The 20,313-nt window shown below is 58.9% G+C and carries 22 protein-coding genes and 1 pseudogene; 12 read left to right on the forward strand and 11 right to left on the reverse strand.

Annotation, left to right across the window (positions count from 1 at the left end):
- Window positions 1–492 precede the first annotated feature (492 nt).
- Both ACQZ45_RS00525 and ACQZ45_RS00530 read right to left on the reverse strand, forming a co-directional pair.
- On the reverse strand, window positions 493–1,110 hold the full coding sequence (locus ACQZ45_RS00525; protein ID WP_065659306.1) for a PilZ domain-containing protein: 618 nt from the start codon (window positions 1,108–1,110) through the stop codon (window positions 493–495).
- A gap of 183 nt (window positions 1,111–1,293) precedes the next feature.
- Window positions 1,294–1,851 carry a PAS domain-containing protein gene (locus ACQZ45_RS00530; protein ID WP_448742111.1) on the reverse strand — a complete coding sequence of 186 codons (558 nt, stop codon included), beginning with the start codon at window positions 1,849–1,851 and terminating at the stop codon, window positions 1,294–1,296.
- A gap of 360 nt (window positions 1,852–2,211) precedes the next feature.
- Between ACQZ45_RS00530 and ACQZ45_RS00535 the strand changes: the two genes are divergently transcribed.
- Both ACQZ45_RS00535 and ACQZ45_RS00540 read left to right on the forward strand, forming a co-directional pair.
- Window positions 2,212–2,985: a rhomboid family intramembrane serine protease gene (locus tag ACQZ45_RS00535; RefSeq protein WP_113291786.1), complete on the forward strand. Its 774-nt coding sequence runs from the start codon at window positions 2,212–2,214 to the stop codon at window positions 2,983–2,985.
- Window positions 2,986–3,139: 154 nt separating this feature from the next.
- Window positions 3,140–3,574, forward strand: coding sequence for a CBS domain-containing protein (locus ACQZ45_RS00540; protein WP_003515681.1), 435 nt, complete (start codon window positions 3,140–3,142; stop codon window positions 3,572–3,574).
- Window positions 3,575–3,710: 136 nt separating this feature from the next.
- Here the strand turns inward: ACQZ45_RS00540 and ACQZ45_RS00545 are convergent, their stop codons facing one another.
- The 3 genes from ACQZ45_RS00545 to folE form a co-directional block, all read right to left on the reverse strand.
- Complete coding sequence (locus ACQZ45_RS00545; protein ID WP_038491283.1) at window positions 3,711–4,637, reverse strand: patatin-like phospholipase family protein; 927 nt, start codon at window positions 4,635–4,637, stop codon at window positions 3,711–3,713.
- Between the two features lie 98 nt (window positions 4,638–4,735).
- The gene (hisI, locus tag ACQZ45_RS00550) at window positions 4,736–5,188 is read right to left on the reverse strand and encodes a phosphoribosyl-AMP cyclohydrolase (RefSeq protein ID WP_013636306.1); all 453 of its coding nucleotides are present in this window, start codon (window positions 5,186–5,188) and stop codon (window positions 4,736–4,738) included.
- Window positions 5,189–5,215: 27 nt separating this feature from the next.
- Window positions 5,216–5,842 carry a GTP cyclohydrolase I FolE gene (folE, locus tag ACQZ45_RS00555; RefSeq protein ID WP_003515674.1) on the reverse strand — a complete coding sequence of 209 codons (627 nt, stop codon included), beginning with the start codon at window positions 5,840–5,842 and terminating at the stop codon, window positions 5,216–5,218.
- Window positions 5,843–6,125: 283 nt separating this feature from the next.
- Between folE and ACQZ45_RS00560 the strand changes: the two genes are divergently transcribed.
- From ACQZ45_RS00560 to thrS, 4 genes are all read left to right on the forward strand, one after another.
- Window positions 6,126–6,572 (forward strand): iron-sulfur cluster assembly scaffold protein, encoded by a 447-nt coding sequence (locus ACQZ45_RS00560; protein WP_025593674.1) that lies wholly within the window; start codon window positions 6,126–6,128, stop codon window positions 6,570–6,572.
- Window positions 6,573–6,575: 3 nt separating this feature from the next.
- Window positions 6,576–6,935 carry a membrane protein insertion efficiency factor YidD gene (gene yidD / locus ACQZ45_RS00565; RefSeq protein WP_065687289.1) on the forward strand — a complete coding sequence of 120 codons (360 nt, stop codon included), beginning with the start codon at window positions 6,576–6,578 and terminating at the stop codon, window positions 6,933–6,935.
- Window positions 6,932–7,453: a DUF1697 domain-containing protein gene (locus tag ACQZ45_RS00570; protein ID WP_448742112.1), complete on the forward strand. Its 522-nt coding sequence runs from the start codon at window positions 6,932–6,934 to the stop codon at window positions 7,451–7,453. Before yidD ends, ACQZ45_RS00570 begins: the two co-directional genes overlap by 4 nt.
- Before the next feature lie 132 nt (window positions 7,454–7,585).
- A complete protein-coding gene (thrS, locus tag ACQZ45_RS00575) occupies window positions 7,586–9,589 on the forward strand; it encodes a threonine--tRNA ligase (protein ID WP_065659311.1) in 2,004 nt (667 codons plus the stop codon).
- A gap of 57 nt (window positions 9,590–9,646) precedes the next feature.
- On the opposite strand, the gene ACQZ45_RS00580 is transcribed toward thrS, so the two are convergent.
- Entirely contained in the window at window positions 9,647–10,627 is a 981-nt protein-coding gene (locus tag ACQZ45_RS00580) for a hypothetical protein (RefSeq protein ID WP_003515664.1), read from the reverse strand.
- 110 nt (window positions 10,628–10,737) lie between these two features.
- Between ACQZ45_RS00580 and ACQZ45_RS00585 the strand changes: the two genes are divergently transcribed.
- The 3 genes from ACQZ45_RS00585 (at window position 10,738) to ACQZ45_RS00595 (ending at window position 13,194) form a co-directional block, all read left to right on the forward strand.
- On the forward strand, window positions 10,738–11,319 hold the full coding sequence (locus ACQZ45_RS00585; protein ID WP_003515662.1) for a nitroreductase family protein: 582 nt from the start codon (window positions 10,738–10,740) through the stop codon (window positions 11,317–11,319).
- Complete coding sequence (locus tag ACQZ45_RS00590) at window positions 11,319–11,930, forward strand: flavin reductase family protein (protein WP_003515660.1); 612 nt, start codon at window positions 11,319–11,321, stop codon at window positions 11,928–11,930. The genes ACQZ45_RS00585 and ACQZ45_RS00590 overlap by 1 nt, the downstream gene beginning before the upstream one ends.
- A 109-nt stretch (window positions 11,931–12,039) precedes the next feature.
- Window positions 12,040–13,194 (forward strand): DUF2336 domain-containing protein, encoded by a 1,155-nt coding sequence (locus ACQZ45_RS00595; RefSeq protein WP_003515659.1) that lies wholly within the window; start codon window positions 12,040–12,042, stop codon window positions 13,192–13,194.
- Between the two features lie 3 nt (window positions 13,195–13,197).
- Here the strand turns inward: ACQZ45_RS00595 and ACQZ45_RS00600 are convergent, their stop codons facing one another.
- Window positions 13,198–13,632, reverse strand: a complete 435-nt coding sequence (locus ACQZ45_RS00600; RefSeq protein WP_003515657.1) for a hypothetical protein — start codon at window positions 13,630–13,632, stop codon at window positions 13,198–13,200.
- A 107-nt stretch (window positions 13,633–13,739) separates the two neighbouring features.
- Between ACQZ45_RS00600 and ACQZ45_RS00605 the strand changes: the two genes are divergently transcribed.
- A complete protein-coding gene (locus ACQZ45_RS00605; protein WP_003515655.1) occupies window positions 13,740–14,195 on the forward strand; it encodes a GNAT family N-acetyltransferase in 456 nt (151 codons plus the stop codon).
- Window positions 14,196–14,349: 154 nt separating this feature from the next.
- Here ACQZ45_RS00605 and ACQZ45_RS00610 read toward each other — a convergent pair whose 3' ends face one another.
- Window positions 14,350–15,588 (reverse strand): AI-2E family transporter, encoded by a 1,239-nt coding sequence (locus ACQZ45_RS00610; RefSeq protein WP_003515654.1) that lies wholly within the window; start codon window positions 15,586–15,588, stop codon window positions 14,350–14,352.
- 229 nt (window positions 15,589–15,817) lie between these two features.
- On the opposite strand from ACQZ45_RS00610, the gene ACQZ45_RS00615 reads away from it, so the two are divergent.
- Entirely contained in the window at window positions 15,818–17,551 is a 1,734-nt protein-coding gene (locus ACQZ45_RS00615; protein ID WP_113291784.1) for an ABC transporter ATP-binding protein, read from the forward strand.
- A gap of 22 nt (window positions 17,552–17,573) precedes the next feature.
- Here ACQZ45_RS00615 and ACQZ45_RS00620 read toward each other — a convergent pair whose 3' ends face one another.
- Window positions 17,574–17,798, reverse strand: coding sequence for a hypothetical protein (locus tag ACQZ45_RS00620; RefSeq protein WP_013636298.1), 225 nt, complete (start codon window positions 17,796–17,798; stop codon window positions 17,574–17,576).
- Between the two features lie 398 nt (window positions 17,799–18,196).
- On the opposite strand from ACQZ45_RS00620, the gene ACQZ45_RS00625 reads away from it, so the two are divergent.
- Window positions 18,197–19,522, forward strand: a complete 1,326-nt coding sequence (locus tag ACQZ45_RS00625; RefSeq protein WP_013636297.1) for an Nramp family divalent metal transporter — start codon at window positions 18,197–18,199, stop codon at window positions 19,520–19,522.
- Between the two features lie 6 nt (window positions 19,523–19,528).
- On the opposite strand, the pseudogene ACQZ45_RS00630 reads toward ACQZ45_RS00625, so the two are convergent.
- Together ACQZ45_RS00630 and ACQZ45_RS00635 are read right to left on the reverse strand one after the other, a co-directional pair.
- A pseudogene (locus tag ACQZ45_RS00630) lies at window positions 19,529–19,817 on the reverse strand (helix-turn-helix domain-containing protein).
- Between the two features lie 57 nt (window positions 19,818–19,874).
- The gene (locus ACQZ45_RS00635) at window positions 19,875–20,222 is read right to left on the reverse strand and encodes a hypothetical protein (protein ID WP_065659318.1); all 348 of its coding nucleotides are present in this window, start codon (window positions 20,220–20,222) and stop codon (window positions 19,875–19,877) included.
- Window positions 20,223–20,313: the final 91 nt, after the last annotated feature.

Consider the following 20,313-nt stretch of genomic DNA (forward strand, 5'->3'; position numbering starts at 1 on the left):
GGAGCGTATCGAAGACGCGGATTTCCCGTTTTGGGATTGGTGTTTCAAGTCGGGACAGGGCAAAAAGCCAGCGAAAAAAACTTCAAGAAAACTGTTTTTTTCTTGGAAAAAAAGCTTGGAGCGGGATTTTTCAGTGCGGTTTTGCGCGAGAACTAACGCGAAATGGAGCGCGCCGGGCACTCTGACCGGATAGCACGGAAGTCAGCTTCAGCGGAATCCAAAGTGCGGGAAAGCAGTATTTTAAACTGTCAGCGCAAATGCACGAGCGGCATTTTTGTAGACGAAAGCAGTGTGCTCCCATCATTCCGGCCTTAGCCGGAATCGGATCGATGTGCGCCTGTGTCGCGGGAAAAGCTTTTTCGGCCAAGAGACTTGGGCTGGCTGTATTCCGGCTCACGGCCGGAGCGCCGGAAAGCGATAGCCGTGACAAGATCTGGCGAATGCCGCACTTGCCGCACGGACATACCGCTCCACGGTATTACGAGAAATGACCTAGAGAAATTCGATCAGGGCGTCGGGCGACTGGACCCGGTCGAATTCTACCGCAACGCCTTCCATGAAGTGGCGTACGATCTTGCCGCTCATGTTCTTGCCAAGCTGGACCCTGGTGCCGAGTGGAGGCCGGTTTTCGATCTCGATGGCTGCGCCCGACAAGGAAAGGTCGATCAGCCGGCAGGCGAGAAGCACGCCGTCTTCCAGCATCAGATGTGCCCGGGTATTGCGTGGTGTCAGGCGGTCGTGGCGGCGGTCTTCCGGCAGGCCGAGCAGCTGGCGCTTGGCGATCCATGCGAGCTGGGCGGCCAGCTTTTCCCGCTTGCGTTCGGGCGCATTGATGGCAATGACGAAGCCCGACGCGGTAAGCGCCGTAACCGTTCCTTCGATGCGACCGATATGCTGGAGATAGGAGATGACGCGATCACCGTTGCGCGCAATGCCCGAGCAGGCAAACAGCGCTCTTTCGGCGGTCATCTCGGTTGCGGTGCAATCATATTCCTGGTGATCGGGCAACATGAGGCGGCCGGTGAAGGACACACGGACGGGATCGTCGAAGTGAACCTCTTCAACCGGACGCAGGGTTTGGGCAATGTTGACCGAACGTGATGAGAACATGGCAGCGCAATTGTAACCAGTGATGATGACAAATCTCTACGCCGCCCGGGTTAACAGACTGTATTGTTTAACCCTTACAATTTTTGCAATCGTCAAAATCGTTACAGCTTTGACGTATTTCGTACGAAATTCCGGCGCGATCATACGCGATCCACCCTCACCATACGGGGTGGGATGCGGCAGTCAGCGGGTTACCGCATGCGGCATGACAGCGGTTCGCGCATTCGTAGAATACGTTGTCGGCGCGATATCCATGCGTAGCAGGCGGCTGCTTTTCATGACGAGGCAACTGATCGGTGCTGCGAATTCGTGACGGGGCCGCTCCGGCAGCAGCGCTCCGAGCAATCTCGGGGCTGTGTCATTATCCGAACTTAGTGGCAAGAGCAGCATTTCGAAAGCAGGCGCCGCCGCGCCATGGTCGTCCTCCGCTTCGATATCGAACACCACGGGCAATTGATGTTGCAGGATGCCGCGTGCGACACGGCAGGGGAAGGTGGCACTTGCCGCTGGCCACAGATCCGAGAACGGGCTGTCGCGCAATTCCCGGCCGAACAGGTCGCACAGGTGCGTGCCTGCAAGGCGGAAGAATGGCGTTCTTTCTCCCTTGTCCGTCAGGATGAAGAGGTCGCCGAGATGATGTTTCAGCTTTGCGGGATCGAAGTCTTCTCGGCGGGGCGCAGGTTTATTGCCGCGCAGCGTGTCCCAATAGGCATATATCTCCAGTCCGGCCATGCTCTTCATAGCATCGTTCTCCATGTTCGTATTTGGGACATCATGTCCATCCGAACGTCTGTTACTTGTGGTGTAGCGAATTTCATGCCAACCGATTTTGTTAAGGTTAACAAATGGTTGAGATTGCGCGACGACCAAGGTCGTGGCATCGCTGCGGCCATGTCGGGGACATGCTCCCAGTCAGCACAATTGATGCTTTCGCCCGTAATTTTACGGCGGGCGCGCAGGCCGGACTGCCCTTTGGGTACAGGCGCTTGAACCGATTGCGGTTTTTGCGTCGTGGCCCGAAAAGCAGGACGGCTTTTTTTTCGCCCGGGCTTCCTATATTGCTCGGGAGACGCAAATTTCCACAAAAACAGGGATGGAATCATGTCCAACGGCGACGGCGAAAAGCCGCCGGTTTCGGAAAGTCAGGAACTGAAAGAGGACGCACATAATCCCGTCTTCAACCTGCCGCCGCTTCTGGTCGGCATATTGGCGGCGCTGCTCTTGGCCTTTGTGGTTCCGGCCTATCTTCTGTCGGAGGATGGCAACGGCTGGTTCATCTTCACCTTCGGCTTCATTCCGCTGCGTTACGCGGTGCCATTATCCCAGCAGGGGCTGGAATGGCTCTGGACGCCGGTGACATATTCTTTTTTGCACGGCGGCATCGAGCATATTCTTTTTAACGGATTGTGGTTGATGGCCTTTGGCGCGCCGGTTCTGCGCCGGATCGGAACGCTTCGCTTCGTACTGTTATGGTGCATATCCGCCGCCGTTTCAGCTTTTGGCCACGCGGCGCTGAACTGGGGCGATGTGACGGTTCTGATCGGAGCATCAGGTGTCGTTTCGGCGCTGATGGGAGCCGCATGCCGTTTCGCTTTCCCGTCGCGCGGCGGCTACAGCGCCTCTTTCGGCCATCTGATGCCAAGGCAGAGCATTGTCGCGGCGCTTTCGAACAGGACCGTGCTGATCTTCACGCTGATGTGGCTTTTCGGCAATGTCCTGATCGCGGTCGGCGTGCCGCTGTTTGGCGATGTCGGCGGTGAAGTCGCCTGGGATGCGCATGTCTTCGGCTTTCTGCTCGGCTTCCTGTTCTTCGGCCTGTTCGATCGCCCGATCCGCGGGAACCTTTCCAGTGGAAGTGTGGAACACCCGCTCTAGGGCGATCACGCTCCTTGTCGGCCGTGGCGCAAATTTGCTTGTGCAGGTCCCATCCGGGATTGCATTCGCATAGGCCTCAGCGCACCATGTTCCATGATTTGCAACCGCGGAGAGACTTCTTCGCGTTGCAGATTGCTGACAGGAGGAGGAAGGCATGGCAACATTCGTAAAAGATCTTCTGGACCGCAAGGGCCGGAATGTCGTGACTGTGGGTCCGAGCGTAAGCATCGGCGAGGCGGCAGCAACGCTGAATGCGCACAAGATCGGTGCACTCGTCGTGACCGATGCCGACGGCGTCGTTCTCGGTATTTTCACGGAACGCGATCTGGTGAAGGTCGTGGCAGGCGAGGGCGCTGCCTCCCTTCTGCAATCCGTTTCGGTGGCCATGACCAAGAACGTCATCCGCTGTCATCACAATTCTACCACCGACGAATTGATGGAAATCATGACCGGAGGGCGGTTCCGCCATATTCCGGTTGAGGACGACGGTCGTCTTGCCGGCATCATCTCCATCGGTGACGTGGTAAAGGCGCGGATCGGCGAGATCGAGGCGGAAGCCGAACATATCAAGGCCTATATCGCCGGATGAGGTTTCGTTTCCGGCGCGTCCGCAATAGTCATTTCGAAACGACTCCGTCATTCCTGTGACACGCGCAGGAATGACGGCCTAGGAGGCTGCGGCTACCGCAAGCTGGAATGCTCAGCACGAATATTTGTAGTGTACGTTAGCGTCGGAACGCCTGCTGCATGCGCTCCAGCTCGGGAACGCGGGCGCGTGTTTCCTCGTATCCCCTGTCGATGGCTTCGCTGGCGCGATGGAATTCTGACAGGCCGATATCGTTGATACGGGGATGCAGCATAAGGTCGGGCGGGTCGCCCGCCAGACGCGAGCGCGAAATCCGGTCCTGAATGATATTGAAGGCCTGCACCATGACGCCCGGCAGGCCGGGGCGCGGCGGACCTTCCAAGGAAGGTGCTGCGCCATTAGGGGGCGAAGAGGAATGTTTGACCACGGCAGAGCGGCCGAACAGATCGTAATTGAGATTGACGGCGACGACGAGCGCCTGCTCATAGGCCCTGCAGACCGAAACCGGTACGGGGTTGACGAGAGCGCCGTCGATCAGGGTGCGGCCGTTGCATTGCACTGGCTCGAAAATGCCGGGCAACGCATAGGATGAGCGCAGTGCGGTGACGAGGTCGCCCTGGTGAATCCAGACCTCGTGGCCGGTGCGCAATTCCGTGGCGACGGCGATGAAAGGGTGCTCGAGGTTTTCGACGCGCAAGCCTTCGAGATGCTCCTGCATGCGCTTGGTCAGCCGCATGCCGCCGAAGAGACCGCCGCCGCCAATCGTCAGATCGAGCAGGCCGGCAATGCGCCGCATCGTCAGCGAACGGGCAAATTCCTCCAGCTCGTCAAGCTTTCCGGCGAGATAACAACCGCCGACCAGCGCGCCGATCGAGGTTCCGGCAATCATGCCGATTTTTACACCGGCTTCGTCTAGTGCCCTCAGGACGCCGATATGTGCCCAGCCGCGCGCAGCGCCACCGCCGAGCGCAAGCGCAATCCGGCGAGTATCAACGATCTCGTTGACGATTGTTTCGGTGTTGCCAGCCGCAAGAGCATTATGACGATTGCTTCCCCAGCCCAACATGACCGTACACTCCCTGCCTGCTCCCAGGACCCGGTCTGTTCCTCCCCGAATCCTGAATTATTGGTAGCAAATTGGTGCGGCGGATGGAAGGTGGCCGTTCACGTGCCAGAATAGGTAGTCGCCGGGTCGAAATGGCGGGTATCGTCGGTGATTCTGGTGACGGCATTGCCATCGGCCAACTCGACCGTGCGGTAGAAGCAGGAGCGGCGGCCGGTATGGCAGGTTGCGTCATGACCGGCGACGGAGACCTTCAGCCATACGGCGTCCTGATCGCAATCGGTGCGGAATTCCTTCACCGTCTGCAGGTTGCCGGAGGTTTCGCCCTTTTTCCAGATCTTGTCGCGCGAGCGGCTGTAATAGTGGGCGATGCCCGTTTCCAGCGTCAACGACAGGGCTTGCGCATTCATATGGGCGACCATCAACAATTCACCATCACGCGCATCGGTGACCACGGCGGTGACAAGGCCGTGGGCATCGAATTTCGGTGAGAAGAGACCTGAATTTTCAAGCACTTCCTTATCCGCAGGCGCGGACGGAAACGAAATGGACATTGCTACCCCGGGGAAAAAGCGGAACCGTTAGCGGTTCCGCACCATGGTCATGAAGCGCACCTGCTCCGCCGGGTCGTTCTTGAAGGTGCCGGTGAAGCTGGTGGTGAGGGTCGTGGACCCCTGCTTGTTTACGCCGCGCATGGACATGCACATATGTTCGGCGTCGATCATGACGGCCACGCCGCGCGGCTTCAGAGTTTCCTCGATGGATCTTGCGATCTGCGCGGTCATGTTTTCCTGCGTCTGCAGGCGGCGGCCAAAGATTTCGACGACGCGGGCGATCTTCGACAGGCCGAGCACGCGCCCAGCCGGAAGATAGGCGACATGCGCCTTGCCGACGATCGGAACCATGTGGTGTTCGCAATGGGAGAAGAAGGGGATGTCGCGCACCAGCACCACATCGTCATAACCGCCAACTTCCTCGAAGGTCGTGCCGAGAACGTCCTGGACGTTCAGCTCGTAACCGGCGAAGAGTTCGCGATAGGCCTTGGCAACGCGCTTCGGCGTGTCCAGGAGTCCTTCGCGGGCGGGATTTTCTCCTGCCCAGCGCAGAAGAACGCGCACTGCTTCTTCCGCTTCCGTCTGGCTTGGGCGAGCCTCTGCCACATCGGGTTTTGCGCCAGCGCCGGGGAAATTCTTCACGATCGCATCCATTCCGTCTCTCCCGATGCGGGTCAAGGCCGCACCTGAACTTTGTTTTTCGTAGCGGGGACTTCGTCCACCGTTGCTGCTATCTGGTTGTTTTACAGCATTTTGGCAAGGCCGATGCTGATATTTCGGTATCGGAGCCGTTAATTTCATATCGGCTTGATGTCCAGAAAGCTCGTTAGCATATAATGGGAATGAAGGGCAGGAAAGCTCCACTGCGACAAACGCTGTGTTTGAAAAAAATAACCTGTCCCGTTTTTGGGCATTCTTGAACGCCGGATACCTGATGATGGACGATATCTACAACAACCGAATTCTGGAATTTGCAGGAAATATTCCACTGACCGGTGTGCTTGATGATGCTGATGCCAGCGCTGAAAAACACTCGCGGCTGTGCGGCTCCAAACTCAAGGTCTATCTGAAGGTGGAAGGCGGCATCGTCACGGCTTTTTCACATGAGGTTCGCGCGTGCGCGCTCGGCCAGGCATCCGCCTCGATCATGGCGCATCATGTCGTCGGCGCTTCCAGCGGTGAGATCCGGCAGGCGCGGGAAGACATGCTTGCCATGCTGAAACAGGGCGGCGAGGGGCCGACAGGCCGTTTCGAGGATATGCGGGTGCTTTCACCCGTCCGGGATTTCAAGGCACGCCACGCCTCGACCATGCTGACCTTCGAAGCGGTCGTCGATGCTCTCGACCAGATCGAAGCCCGGCCGGTTCTGAACGCTGCGGGTTAGGCGATGTGCGGTGAACCGGACTGCGGACATCAGAAGACGGGAGAGAAGGTCGGGCGATCCCGCAACTGGGGGGGAGTCTTTGCGAAGACCCCAGGCCGTCTTTTCGGCGTTGGCTTCATCCGGCTCTATCAGCTGACTTTGTCGGGTTTCGTCGGCAATTCCTGTCGCCACATTCCTACCTGTTCCGAATATGGCTATGAGGCGATCGCTCGCCACGGACTTTGGCCGGGCGGGTGGATGACGCTGTTTCGCGTCGCGCGTTGCGGTCCGGGCGGCACCAGCGGGCTGGACCCCGTGCCGGAAACACTGGGCGCTGACAAGCACTGGTGGACGCCCTGGCGGTATTGGATGCTGCATCAATGACCTATGTCGCTCTTCTGCACAGCATCGTGCTCGGGGCGGGCAAGCGGCTCATCATGGCCGATCTGCGTGAAATGGCGCAGGAGCTGGGCTTTGAGGAGTGCAGGACGCTGGTTGCGACCGGAAATCTGGTCTTCCGCGCACCGGAGGCGCCTGTCTGCGAAATCGAGGAGGCGCTGGAGCGCGTCTTTGAAAAACGGTTCGGCAAACACGTCGATATTCTCGTTCGCTCAGCGCCTGATTGGCTGGCCCTGACTGCCACAAACCCGTTTCCGGATGGCAATCCACCGGATGTCTGCGTAAGGGTGATGCGCGATCCGCTTGCCGGGGATTATCTTGGACTCTTGGAGAAGTACCGCCAGAAGGAAAAGATCGCCATTGTCGGCGGTGACCTGTGGATCGACTTTTGCGGCAAGCCAAGCGAAAGCCGGCTTCTCTCTGCGCTGACCACGAAGAAGCTCGGCATCGGCACGACCCGCAACGCCAATACCGTCAATGGAATTGCCGAAATGCTTCGCTGAGCCGCCGTTCACCTTTGACTGGAACGGGAAAATTCTTTATCAGCCTGCCTGCCCATCTGCGAAAGAGGGCGTTCTTTTTTATTCCAACACCACCCGCATTCGTTGGCGGGACTGGATCAGGAGCATTCGACGATGTCACAAACCGTTTCCCTTACATTTCCCGATGGGTCCGTACGCAGCTATCCCGCCGGCACGACCGGCCGCGAGGTCGCCGAATCCATCTCCAAATCGCTTGCGAAGAAGGCTGTCGCCATTGCGCTTGATGGCACCGTGCGCGATTTGTCCGAGGCAATCACCGATGGCAAGATAGAAATCGTCACGCGTGAGGACAGCCGCGCGCTGGAACTCATCCGCCACGATGCCGCCCACGTCATGGCCGAGGCCGTGCAGGAGTTGTGGCCCGGCACGCAGGTGACGATCGGCCCTGTCATCGAGAACGGCTTCTATTACGACTTTGCCAAGAACGAACCTTTCACGCCCGAAGATCTGCCGAAGATCGAAAAGCGGATGAAGGAGATCATTCAGCGCAACAAGCCGTTTACCCGCGAAGTCTGGTCGCGCGAGAAGGCCAAGGAAGTGTTTGCCGCAAAGGGCGAAAACTACAAGGTCGAGCTGGTCGATGCCATTCCCGAAGGTCAGGACCTGAAGATCTATTATCAGGGCGACTGGTTCGATCTTTGCCGCGGCCCGCATATGGCGTCCACGGGTCAGGTCGGTACGGCCTTTAAGCTGATGAAGGTAGCCGGCGCCTATTGGCGTGGTGACAGCAACAATGCGATGCTGTCGCGCATCTACGGCACCGCCTGGGCGACCCAGGAAGAGCTGGACAATTACCTGCACATTCTGGCCGAAGCCGAAAAGCGTGACCACCGCCGTCTTGGCCGGGAAATGGACCTGTTCCATTTCCAGGAAGAAGGTCCGGGCGTGGTCTTCTGGCACGGCAAGGGCTGGCGCATGTTCCAGACGCTGACGGCCTATATGCGCCGTCGGCTTGCCAATACCTATCAGGAAGTCAACGCGCCGCAGGTGCTGGACAAGTCGTTGTGGGAAACCTCAGGTCACTGGGGCTGGTATCAGGAAAACATGTTCGCGGTGAAATCCGCCCATGCCTTTACCCATCCCGATGACGAGGATGCGGACCAGCGCGTCTTTGCCTTGAAGCCGATGAACTGCCCCGGCCACGTGCAGATCTTCAAGCATGGCTTGAAGTCTTACCGCGAAATGCCCGTTCGCCTTGCTGAATTTGGCAACGTCCATCGCTACGAGGCTTCAGGTGCACTGCATGGCCTGATGCGCGTTCGCGGCTTCACGCAGGACGATGCGCATGTCTTCTGCACGGAAGAGCAGATGGCGGCGGAATGCCTGCGCATCAACGACCTGATCCTCTCGGTCTATGAGGATTTCGGTTTCAGCGAGATCGTCGTCAAGCTTTCGACCCGTCCGGAAAAGCGTGTCGGTTCCGACGATCTCTGGGACCGTGCCGAAAGCGTCATGATGGAGGTTCTGAAGACCATCGAGGAACAGTCCGGCGGCCGCATCAAGACCGGCATTCTGCCGGGCGAGGGCGCTTTCTACGGGCCAAAGTTCGAATATACGCTGAAGGATGCCATCGGTCGTGAATGGCAGTGCGGCACGACGCAGGTGGACTTCAACCTGCCGGAACGTTTCGGCGCCTTCTATATCGACCAGAACTCCGAAAAGACGCAGCCGGTGATGATACATCGCGCCATCTGCGGCTCGATGGAGCGCTTCCTTGGTATCCTGATCGAGAACTTTGCCGGTCACATGCCATTGTGGTTCGCGCCGCTTCAGGTCGTGGTCGCGACGATCACTTCGGATGCGGACGATTATGGCCGCGAGGTTGCCGAAGCACTGCGCGAGGCGGGCATGGCTGTCGAAACCGACTTCCGCAACGAGAAGATCAACTACAAGGTCCGCGAGCACTCGGTGACCAAGGTGCCGGTCATCATCGTCTGCGGGCGCAAGGAAGCGGAAGAGCGCACTGTCAACATCCGCCGTCTCGGTTCCCAAAACCAGACGCCGATGTCGCTCGAAGATGCGATTACAAGCCTCGTGGAAGAGGCGACGCCGCCGGATGTGAAGCGCAAGCTTGCGGCGAAGAAGCAGGTTGCGTGACAAAAAACAACGGCCCCTTCGGGGGCCGTTTTCGTTACTGGCTGAGGGTATTGACGCCTATTCGAAATCGCCGGTCATGTCCTCCGGCGCCTGATCCTTCATCAGCACTTCCACATCGGCGTCTCGGCCTGACGTGACCTTGAAGTTGCGCTGGTAGACCTTGTCCTTGTTGCGGGCCATGGCGGTATATTCGCCTTCCGCCAGAACCATGGTCGAAAACGCGCTGACGCTTTCGTTCACAACGTCGCCGCCGCCGTTCAGCACCGACCAGGCCGTATCGGCAATGGCTTCGCCGCCCTGTTCGGAGACGAGCTTGAGCGTGATCTGTGCCGCCTGATGCTGAAGGGTCGCTTCGGTCAGCTTGCCTGCCTCCACCTGAATATCGGCGCGCACCACCGCATTGACGTTGCCGTATTCGGAAACGACATGATAGGTGCCGGCATTGAGGCGAACGACGGTGTTGGGCTTGATGTCGGCCATGACAAGGCCGCGCTCGCCATCCGGTCGGGCGTCGGAGGAATAGACGGAAAACTTGAGCTGGTTAGCGGAGATCTGTTTGTCGGAACCCGCGATCGCATTCAGAACGAAACCGCCAGCATCGAGAATCAGCACCTGTTTCTGGACATTACCGGAGCTCGGAACATTGAGTTTCTTGGTAACACCTGCGCGCCCGAAGGCAACGTTGACGAAATATTCGCCGGGTACCAGATGGAACTGCGCCGAACCACCCTCGGAGCTTGCCAGCATCGGCAATTTGCCGTCAGCGCCCGGAATGGGGCTGAAGACGCGCCAGGAAAGGCCTTCCTTCACCGCTTCGCCTTCACTCGTCAGTTTCGCTTCCATGTCAATATCACGGGCGGTGCTTGCGGGGGCATTCGGGGCGGTAGGAGCGGTGAAAGCATTGAGTTTCGGCATTTTAGGCGTGCCGCCAAGCTGCTTGAAGTCCTTGAAAGCGTCTTGCGAAAAGGCTGCCTGTGATAAAACGCCGATCGCGGCGAACGCAATGGCCAGACGTGCCGCGATTTTGATTGCAGACATTTTCGATACCGATTGACTTCTTGATTTTCCCGCATCACTTCAAAACCAATGCCGTGGCTATTTCAAGGCCCATAATTTCGCGATGACAGCACAATGGAAGAATTTTGATCATGACAAGTGACATCAAGCTCCTCGACTATCTCAAGGTTCGCCGCTCCACCCCCGCCCTGCAACTTGCCGAGCCGGGTCCATCGAAAGCGGAAATCGAGGAAATCCTGCGCCTTGCCGTGCGCGTGCCTGACCATGGCAAACTGGCGCCGTGGCGCTTCATCGTTTATCGCGGCGAAGACCGCGTGCGTCTGGGGGAAGAAGCGCTCCGGATCGCGCTTGAGAAGAACCCGGAACTGGACCTGCAGCAGCAGGACGCGGAGCGCACCCGCTTCACGCGCGCTCCCGTCGTCATCGCCGTCATCAGCACCGCCAAGCCGCATTTCAAGATTCCGGAATGGGAACAAATCATGTCCGCCGGTGCGTTGTGCCTCAATCTCATCTTCGCCGCCAACGCCAATGGTTTTGCGGCGAACTGGCTGACGGAATGGCTTGCCTTCGACCCGGCCTTCCTGTCGGAACTGGGGATTGCCGCAGACGAGAAGGTCGCCGGATATATTCATATCGGCTCAACGACATTCCCGCTTGTGGAGCGGCCACGGCCGGAGCTTGCGGATGTGGTAACCTGGGTTGGGGACGTCTGATGTTCTACACCGCCGATACTAACCAGCACGGCCTGCCGCATGATCCGTTCAAGGCTATCGTCGCGCCCCGGCCGATCGGCTGGATTGGCTCTAAAGGCCGGGACGGCTCTTTCAACCTGTCGCCCTATTCGTTTTTCAACGCGATTTCGGACCGGCCGAAGCTGGTGATGTTTTCCTCCAGCGGGCGCAAGGACAGCCTTCGCAATGTCGAGGAGACCGGTGTCTTCACCGCCAACCTCGTCAGCCGCCACCTCGTCGACCGGATGAACGCGTCTTCTGCGCCGGTGAACTATGATGTCGACGAGTTCCGGCTTGCCGGTCTGACTGCCGTTGACGGGCGGGTGGTGGATGCGCCTTTCGTGGGGGAGGCGCTGGCCGTTCTGGAATGCCGCGTGACCGAGATCATCCAGCTGAAGGACATCGACGGCACGCCGGCGGATTCCTGGATGGTGATCGGGCAGGTCATGGCTATTCACATCGACGATGCGATCATTCGTGATGGTCGCATCGATATGGGACTGGCACGTCCGGTGGCCCGTATGGGTTACATGGACTACTGCGACGGCGGCAGCGACGTGTTTCAGTTGAAGCGTCCGTCTACTGCGCCGTAGAACTTCTTCGCCGGCAACTGTTAAATTTTATGGTGAACCAAACGTAAACTATTTGCGCCTAGAGTTTTATACATGGCGGCGGCAATGATGCCGTCGTCCATTGTTGCGAATGTGTTTCGAGGCTCAGGTGATCGTACAGGCATTTCTTCGCTGGTCTGAAAAGGCTGGATCGACCGAGCGGGCGAAAGCCGCCAATGCGCTTGGCCGTGCCTATCTGCATTCAGACATGGCGCGGGAGAACCGTGACGCCGCCTATATGGCGATGACCTATCTTCTCGACGACCCTTCTCCGCGCGTGCGGCTGGCACTTGCCGAGGCGCTGGCGGATGATCCCGATGCGCCGCGCGCCATTCTCGTTTCGCTTGCCGAAGACCAGCCGGAGATTGCCTGCACCGTGATTGCCCGCTCGCCGGTTCTTGGCGAGGCCGATCTGGTCGATCTCGCCGGGCGCGGCGAAAGCCTGACACGCGCCTTCATTGCGGCAAGGCGGGGCCTGCCGCGCGGTGTCTGCGCAGCACTTGCCGAAGTCGGTGATCTGCCGGAAACGATGATCCTTCTAGAGAACGACGAAGCCTTCATCACACCGTTTTCGCTGCGCCGCATTGCCGAGCGGCATGGCTGCAACGCCGAAATTCGCGACCTGCTGCTGTGCCGGGAGGTGCTGCCCGCCGATACCCGCCATCTTCTGATGGCGCGCGTCAGCGAGGCCCTGGCAGGTTCGGCGCTTGTTCATGCCCTGATCGCGCGCAACCGCGCCGACAGTATTTTCCGCGAAGCGGAAGATTCCGCCACCATCCTCATCGCCGCCAATGTTTCGTCGCCGGAGTTGCCGGCGCTGGTGGAGCATCTGCGGCAAAGGCTGGAACTGACACCGGCGCTTCTCATCCATGCCGTCTGTTCGGGCAGGCTGGAGTTTTTCACGGCGGCGATGGTCAATCTCTCAGGTCTCGATGACCGCAAGGTGCGCGCCATTCTGGCGACCGGACGGCCGCACGCGCTGAAGGCGCTGTTCCAGTCCGTCGGTCTTTTGGGCGATGTCGTTGATGTCTTCATTGAGGCGACGCTGATGTGGCGCCGCGCCGCCCGATCGCATCTGTCGCAGGCCGCAGCCTCTGTATCGGCCGAACTGCTTGCGCATTTCCGCAACGTCGATGGTTCCGAAACGCTTTTCGAACTCTTGCACGCCGTGCGTAAACTGACCATTGCCGAGGAACGGCAGAAAGCGCGGCACTATGCGGAAGCGCTGACGGTAGAGGCGGCCTGAGGCCTACTTCTCGAACCGCTTGGCAATCCACGAATAGCTGTTTTCCACCATTCTGACCGGCGTTCCGAGCAGGTGCTTCACGCCTTCAGTGGAAGGCAGGATGCGGCTGACGCGGCTGATCGCCTGTTTTGTCAGGCTTTCCTCTTCCTTTTGCGTGACCTGTGCCGGTGGCTCCTCCGTTCCGGCCGGGGCCGTGGCGGCGGGAGGCTGCGTTGCGGGCGCGTTGCCCGCAGTCTGGGGCGTCTGCTCGCCCGGTGTCTGGCACACGGCCACCACGACCGGGTAGGACGCATTTGCGAAACGTTCCAGCTCTTTCTCCGACACGGCGTCGCATAGTTCGATGCTCGTCCAGCGCTGCTGCGAGGTGGCGAGGTAATGGCAATCGGTGGCGGTGTCGTCACAGCCTAGGAAGGTCATGAGAACGAGGGCTGTTTTCATGGTGTGTGTTGCCTCTGTCGGGAATTATGCTCTAGAAACTCATCTATCTCGATTGCAGTGACATTACGACGAAATACGCATTTTTTTGAGAGAAAGCAGGCATCGCATTGGCCCCCGAAATCAAGCTTGAAACACCCCGGCAGGAAGCGGTTCTGCGCCTTATCGATCTGTCTAACGTCTATATGGCATCGCTTTATCCCGCCGAAAGCAATCATCTGGTCGATATCGGCCAGCTGGAAAAGGACAATGTCTCCTTTTTCGTGGCGCGGCATGATGGCCGTGTCGTTGGCTGCGGCGCGCTGGTGGAGGCGGGTGACGGTACGGCGGAGGTCAAGCGCATGTTCGTCGATCCGGAGGCGAGGGGATTGCGGATCGGCAAGCTGATCATGGATACGCTCATTGCGCGCGGCGTCGAGCTCGGGCTTACCGCCATCCGGCTTGAAACCGGCATCAGCCAGCCGGAGGCGATCGGTCTTTACCGCAAGGCGGGGTTTGTCGAGATTGAGGCGTTTGCGCCCTATAAGCCGGACCCGCTCAGCCTGTTCATGGAGAAGACGCTTTAAAGGCGAGGCGGGCGCTATCGGCGCGCTTTGCAGAACACTCGATGCCGCCCTTGGCGATGTCATCCTCGGCCTCGTGCCGGGGATCTGCCGACGTCTGGTAACATCGTTGGGTTGCAGATGCCAGGGACAGGCCCGAGCATGACGAAGACGAGGTTTAAGACGCTGCTTTTCGGAACGCCGTCGCTTCGTTGCTATCCTCTTCACGCGCAACGATGTCGTCGAGCGGGTCATTTTCAGCGGTAGGGGTCGGCGGAACGTCGACGGTGGCGCCAGTGGAGATTTCCACCTCTCGCACCCATTCCCGCCAGATTGCCACCAGCAGCGCCATCAGCACCGGGCCGATGAAGAGGCCGAGGAAGCCCATGGTCTTGACGCCGCCGACGAGGCCGAAAAAGGTCGGCAGGAAAGGCAGCTTGATCGGGCCGCCGACGAGTTTCGGACGGATAGTCTTGTCGACGATGAAAAGCTCGACCGAACCCCAGATGAATAGCCCCAGGCCATAAGCGGGAGAGCCGCTGGCGACCAGATAGATCGATACGAGAGTGAAAGAGAGCGGCGCGCCGCCCGGGATGAGCGCCATGACACCGGTGAGCACGCCGAGTGTGACGGGCGAGGGGACGCCGGCAATCCAGTAGGCGATGCCGAGGATTATGCCTTCGCCGATGGCGATCAATGTCATGCCGGTGACGGTGGAGCTGATGGTGGCGGGCACGACGCGGGAAATGCGCTCCCACCGCGTCGGCAGGATGCGTTCTCCCACAAGATCGACCTGATGGGAGAAGCCGGCACCGTTGCGATAGACAAAGAACAGCGCGATCAACATGAACAGCAGGGTCAGCACGAGGTGGAACGCGCCGTTGCCCGCGGCGAGGATCGCCCGGTAGATATTGCCGATATTGGCACCGCTGACGAGCTGGATCACTTCGCCGATCGCACCCGGTGTGCCGATATATTTCACCCACTGCTCGCCGAGCCAGGAGCCTACGCCGGGGAGCGCCGCGATCCAGTCTGGCACGGGTGCGCCCACCTTGTTGACATGCACCGCCCAGCCGAACCATTCGCGGATTTCGCTGGCCGTATAGGAAGCGGCGATGAAGATAGGCACCACGAGGAAGGTGAGGATGAGGATGATGGCGATGGAGGCGCCGAGCGTGGTGTTGCCGCCCACCTGCCGCAGAAGCCGCGTGTAGACCGGCCAGCTGGCGAAGCCGATGACAAGGGCTGCCAGAACCGGAACGAGAAAGCCGTGGAAGAAGTAGATGCCCGCAAGGGCGACGAGAACCAGCAGCCAGCGCGCAGCCGATATTGGCGGGATCAGGGCGATCCGCGTCGGGCTTGCAGGACCAAGCCATCTCGGTTCGCCACTGGGCTTACGGCTGTCAATATTACTCACGGCAGGCTCTTTCTCGCATTCTCCCCGAAGGGTGCATTCACTCTGTCACACCAATACATATAAGTGCAATATAGCCGTATCACATTACCGTTGTGTGTTTATCGCTCAGCCTATTGAACGATTTTGGTAAAAATAGAACATCGGTCTTGGCGCGCGCATTGAAATATGACAATTGAACTCCGTTTTTATTGCGGCCTCCGCTTGCCGCGCCCGCTCTTCAGGTCACGCCATGCTGCGCCGTTTCTTCGCCTATTACCGTCCCTATCGCGGTCTGTTCATTCTCGATTTTTCCTGCGCGGTGCTGTCGGGCGTGCTTGAGCTCGGTTTTCCGATGGCGGTGAAAGCCTTCGTGGACGTGCTGCTGCCGGGTGGCGAATGGGGCATCATCCTCGCCGCATCGGTCGGGCTGCTCGTCATCTATGTCCTGAATACGGGTCTGATGGCGACAGTCACCTACTGGGGACATATGCTCGGCATCAATATCGAGACCGACATGCGGCGGCTGGCTTTCGACCACCTGCAGAAGCTCTCCTTCCGCTATTTCGACAACCAGAAGACCGGTCATCTGGTTGGCCGGCTGACGAAGGACCTGGAAGAGATCGGTGAGGTGGCCCATCACGGCCCCGAGGATCTGTTCATCGCCATCATGACCTTCATTGGCGCATTCCTGCTGATGCTGTCGGTCAATGTGCCGCTGGCGCTCGTCACCGCCGCCGTCGTGCCTGTCACCGCCTGGGTGACGAGCCGTTACGGTGGCCGAATGACGCAGAACTTTCGCGCGCTCTACGGTCGGGTAGGCGATTTCAACGCCCGTATCGAGGAAAATGTCGGTGGCATGCGGGTGGTGCAGGCCTTTGCCAATGAGGACCACGAACGCGCGCTGTTTGAGAAGGACAACCAGAAATACCGCCGCACGAAGCTGGATGCCTACAAGATCATGGCGGCCAGCACTTCGCTCAGCTACATGAGCATGCGGCTGACGCAGATGATCGTGATGATCTGCGGCGCCTGGTTCGTGCTGCATGGCGGCCTGACGGAAGGCGGCTTCGTTGGCTTCCTGCTTCTGGTCGGCGTGTTTTTCCGCCCGGTGGAGAAGATCAACTCGGTCATCGAGACCTATCCGAAGGGCATTGCCGGTTTCCGCCGCTTTACCGAGCTTCTGGACACGGCGCCGGATATCACCGACGCACCGGATGCGATCGAGGCACCGGCGCTTTCCGGCGCCATTGAATATCGCCATGTCGGTTTCGGTTATGCCGAGGGCAAGCAGGTTCTCGACAATATCGACCTGAAGATCAATGCGGGCGAGACGGTGGCCTTCGTCGGGCCTTCGGGGGCCGGCAAAACGACGCTTTGCTCTCTGCTGCCGCGCTTTTATGATGTCACCAGCGGTTCGATCACCATTGACGGCATCGATATCCGCAAGATGAAGCTTGCCTCGCTGCGCAACCAGATCGGAATCGTGCAGCAGGATGTGTTCCTGTTTGGCGGCACGATCCGCGAGAATATCGAATATGGCCGGCTCGGCGCTTCCGATGTCGAAATCATGGATGCGGCGCGGCGTGCCCGGCTCGACGGCGTCATCGAAGCGATGCCGATGGGGCTCGACACCGTCATCGGTGAGCGTGGCGTGAAACTTTCCGGTGGTCAGAAACAGCGTCTTGCCATCGCCCGCATGTTCCTCAAGAACCCGCCTATCCTTATTCTCGACGAGGCGACCTCAGCGCTGGATACCGAAACCGAGCGGGCCATCCAGCAATCGCTTACGGAGCTTGCCAAGGGCCGCACAACGCTCGTCATCGCCCACCGGCTGGCAACGATCCGCGATGCGTCACGCATCGTTGTGGTGGACCAGACGGGTATTGCGGAAACCGGCGCCCATGCCGAGCTTCTGGCCGCCAAGGGCCATTACAGCCGCCTGCATGAGGCGCAGTTCAGCGGGGATCTTCAGGGTCTGAGTTAAGCGGCGCGTCTTGCGCCGCATATCAGGCGTTCTCCGCTGCGTTTTCCTCGATGATGCCGGTATTCGGCTCTGGCTTGCCGGGATGGCTGGTGACGAGATAACCCATGGCGACAGCGGCGGCGACGATGACCAGCAGCACCACGCCGCTGATGGTCATCAGCCAGTCGCGCGGCCTTCGCTGCGCCATGATATATTTCGGCCACCGGTAAGGCTGGTTCGCCACGCTGAATTTATTGCCGTCTCGCATGAACTTCCCCGGACTATCTTTGCTTCGTGACAGACAAACGCGGGCATGCACGCGGCTGTTCCGCAATGGCGGGGCGGAGGCGATGACAACGCCGTGAGGTTTCGCGGTAGGATTGGCCGTGGGTTGCCGTTGTTTACTGGCTACTACGCCGCGTAGAAGAGTCTTTTCAGCCCAGAGACCTTGGCTGGCTGGCTTCCGGCTTAAGGCTGGAATGACGGAGGAGGGGTCTCATTTCATTAAATCCATGACGCGCTGCGCCGATGGTTGCGTTCAGGCCGAATGTTACTGCGGCCTCTCGCGCCGGCACACAGCTTCGAAACTCCGCTTGCCAGTCCACACCCTTTTATGCGAATGATTTGCAATTGCATTAATTCAATTTCCATTTGAAAGTTCGCAAGATGGACAAGCCTGTCTTTGGATGGCGGCGGAATGGCGACGATCTCTCGCTGTCCGACGTTCACAGCTCGATCAAGATAAGCCCGAATGCCGGTACGTTTCGCCGGGCGATGGCGTTCTTCGGACCCGGATATCTCGTCGCGGTCGGTTACATGGACCCCGGCAACTGGGCAACGTCGCTCGCCGGCGGTTCCAAGTTTGGCTACACGCTGCTGACGGTGGCGTTGATATCGAACATCATGGCCGTCGTTCTACAGGCGCTCTGTGCCCGTCTGGCGATTGCTTCCGGGCGCGATCTGGCGCAGGCCTGTCGCGATGCCTATCCGAAACCGGTGGCGATGGTCCTCTGGCTGCTGGCCGAAATCGCAATCATCGCGACTGATATCGCCGAGGTCATCGGGACGGCTATCGGCCTCAACCTGATTTTCGGCATTCCGCTCGAACTTGGCGTCCTCATCACTGCGCTTGACGTGTTCCTGATCCTTTATCTGCAAAGGCTTGGCTTCCGCTGGGTGGAAGCGCTTGTCATCACGCTTCTCGGCGTCATCGCGGTGTGTTTCGCCATTCAGCTGGCGCTGGCCGATCCCGACTGGAGCCAGGTGATTCGTGGTTTTGCGCCGACGACGGAGATCGTCACCAACCCCGAGATGCTCTATCTGGCGCTTGGCATTCTGGGCGCGACGGTGATGCCGCATAATCTCTATCTGCATTCAGGGATCGTGCAGACGCGCGCCATCGGCGAGACGCTGGCCGAAAAACGCGAGGCGCTCAAATTCGCGACACTCGATTCAACCATCGCCCTGACGTTTGCTCTCGTCATCAATGCCGCGATCCTCATCCTCGCAGCGGCGACCTTCAACAAAACGGGTCAGACGAATGTTGCCGAACTGGGTGAAGCGCATAGTCTGCTCGCGCCGCTGCTTGGCCTTGCGATTGCGCCGACGCTGTTCGGGGTGGCGCTTTTGTGCTGTGGCATCAACTCCACCGTTACGGCAACGCTTGCGGGCCAGATCGTGATGGAAGGTTTCCTCAAGATGCGGCTTGCCCCGTGGCTGCGCCGCCTTATCACCCGCGGCATCGCCATCATCCCCGCCGCCGGCGTCACCATCGCCTTCGGTGAAAGCGGCACGTCTCAACTGCTGATACTGACGCAGGTGGTCTTAAGCCTGCAACTTTCTTTCGCCGTCTTCCCGCTGGTCATGTTCACCGCCGACCGCGCCAAGATGGGTGAACTGTGCGCCCCGCGATGGCTCTCGGCGTTTGCATGGCTCATCGCAGTGGTAATTGCGGCGCTGAATGTGAAGCTGCTGTTTGATTTTGTGGGATAAGGCGCGTCAGGCCGCGCCTCTACGGAGCGCAGCCGGCGTACCTTCGGGATCGACGGCCATGACATTCAGATAGGCGCGGGCCGGTTGATTCGGCTCGCTGCGGCTCTGTTCCCAATCGCGCAAAGTTTCGAGCGGAATGTGATAGCGGGCAAAAAAACTCTTCCTGCGTCAACTTCAGTGCCCGGCGAATGATCTTGATGCGCGGCATTTTCTTGGCAGCAGCGAACTGTTCGGCGGAAAGCGGCCGATTGTCGGGATCGGCGAGCGCATTGGCTTCCGCTTATTCGTCGGTCATGGCGTGAAAACGGGCCTATCTGGCTCGGTCGATTTTACCCGATTATTGGCTCTGAACTCAACTTTCATTGCTTTCATCCTTAACTCTAAAGCCTGTGAGATGAAACGTGACGTCGGGAAACGTAGGATTGTCGCCAAGCAAGGTCTTTTTCCCGAGGCTTTCTCCGGCCATCTGCGCCAGCAACGCACTAGATACGTAAAGTCCAAACCAGAAAGGGAATGATAAATAAATGAAGAACGGGGCTAATATGTAAAACAAACCGCTAATATGATCTGTTAAATACGCAATTACGGTGGCCGGCACAGCAGTATATAAAAATAGCTTTATTGCATGAAAAATGAGTCTCGCGAGATTTTTCTGCTGATACAAATTATATGCTTCACGGGCCTGTGCAGTTTTCGTCATTTTAAGTCCAATTTTACGAGCACTTATCAGTGATCGAAAGACGTTAAACTGCTGGCTGACCGATTTTAGGTTTCGGACTGGCCAATATTTC

Source organism: Agrobacterium sp. 16-2014-1-2a, from assembly GCF_053522705.1.

Coding starts and splice junctions, on each gene's coding strand:
- ACQZ45_RS00580 (WP_003515664.1), bottom strand. CDS start 10,627: ATGTCTGCAATCAAAATCGCGGCACGTCTGGCCATTGCGTTCGCCGCG.
- hisI (WP_013636306.1), bottom strand. CDS start 5,188: ATGTCCATTTCGTTTCCGTCCGCGCCTGCGGATAAGGAAGTGCTTGAA.
- ACQZ45_RS00545 (WP_038491283.1), bottom strand. CDS start 4,637: ATGTTGGGCTGGGGAAGCAATCGTCATAATGCTCTTGCGGCTGGCAAC.
- ACQZ45_RS00530 (WP_448742111.1), bottom strand. CDS start 1,851: ATGAAGAGCATGGCCGGACTGGAGATATATGCCTATTGGGACACGCTG.
- ACQZ45_RS00535 (WP_113291786.1), top strand. CDS start 2,212: ATGTCCAACGGCGACGGCGAAAAGCCGCCGGTTTCGGAAAGTCAGGAA.
- ACQZ45_RS00525 (WP_065659306.1), bottom strand. CDS start 1,110: ATGTTCTCATCACGTTCGGTCAACATTGCCCAAACCCTGCGTCCGGTT.
- thrS (WP_065659311.1), top strand. CDS start 7,586: ATGTCACAAACCGTTTCCCTTACATTTCCCGATGGGTCCGTACGCAGC.
- ACQZ45_RS00595 (WP_003515659.1), top strand. CDS start 12,040: ATGTGTTTCGAGGCTCAGGTGATCGTACAGGCATTTCTTCGCTGGTCT.
- ACQZ45_RS00585 (WP_003515662.1), top strand. CDS start 10,738: ATGACAAGTGACATCAAGCTCCTCGACTATCTCAAGGTTCGCCGCTCC.
- ACQZ45_RS00620 (WP_013636298.1), bottom strand. CDS start 17,798: ATGCGAGACGGCAATAAATTCAGCGTGGCGAACCAGCCTTACCGGTGG.
- yidD (WP_065687289.1), top strand. CDS start 6,576: ATGTGCGGTGAACCGGACTGCGGACATCAGAAGACGGGAGAGAAGGTC.
- ACQZ45_RS00570 (WP_448742112.1), top strand. CDS start 6,932: ATGACCTATGTCGCTCTTCTGCACAGCATCGTGCTCGGGGCGGGCAAG.
- ACQZ45_RS00625 (WP_013636297.1), top strand. CDS start 18,197: ATGGACAAGCCTGTCTTTGGATGGCGGCGGAATGGCGACGATCTCTCG.
- ACQZ45_RS00560 (WP_025593674.1), top strand. CDS start 6,126: ATGGACGATATCTACAACAACCGAATTCTGGAATTTGCAGGAAATATT.
- ACQZ45_RS00540 (WP_003515681.1), top strand. CDS start 3,140: ATGGCAACATTCGTAAAAGATCTTCTGGACCGCAAGGGCCGGAATGTC.
- ACQZ45_RS00590 (WP_003515660.1), top strand. CDS start 11,319: ATGTTCTACACCGCCGATACTAACCAGCACGGCCTGCCGCATGATCCG.
- folE (WP_003515674.1), bottom strand. CDS start 5,842: ATGGATGCGATCGTGAAGAATTTCCCCGGCGCTGGCGCAAAACCCGAT.
- ACQZ45_RS00615 (WP_113291784.1), top strand. CDS start 15,818: ATGCTGCGCCGTTTCTTCGCCTATTACCGTCCCTATCGCGGTCTGTTC.
- ACQZ45_RS00600 (WP_003515657.1), bottom strand. CDS start 13,632: ATGAAAACAGCCCTCGTTCTCATGACCTTCCTAGGCTGTGACGACACC.
- ACQZ45_RS00635 (WP_065659318.1), bottom strand. CDS start 20,222: ATGACGAAAACTGCACAGGCCCGTGAAGCATATAATTTGTATCAGCAG.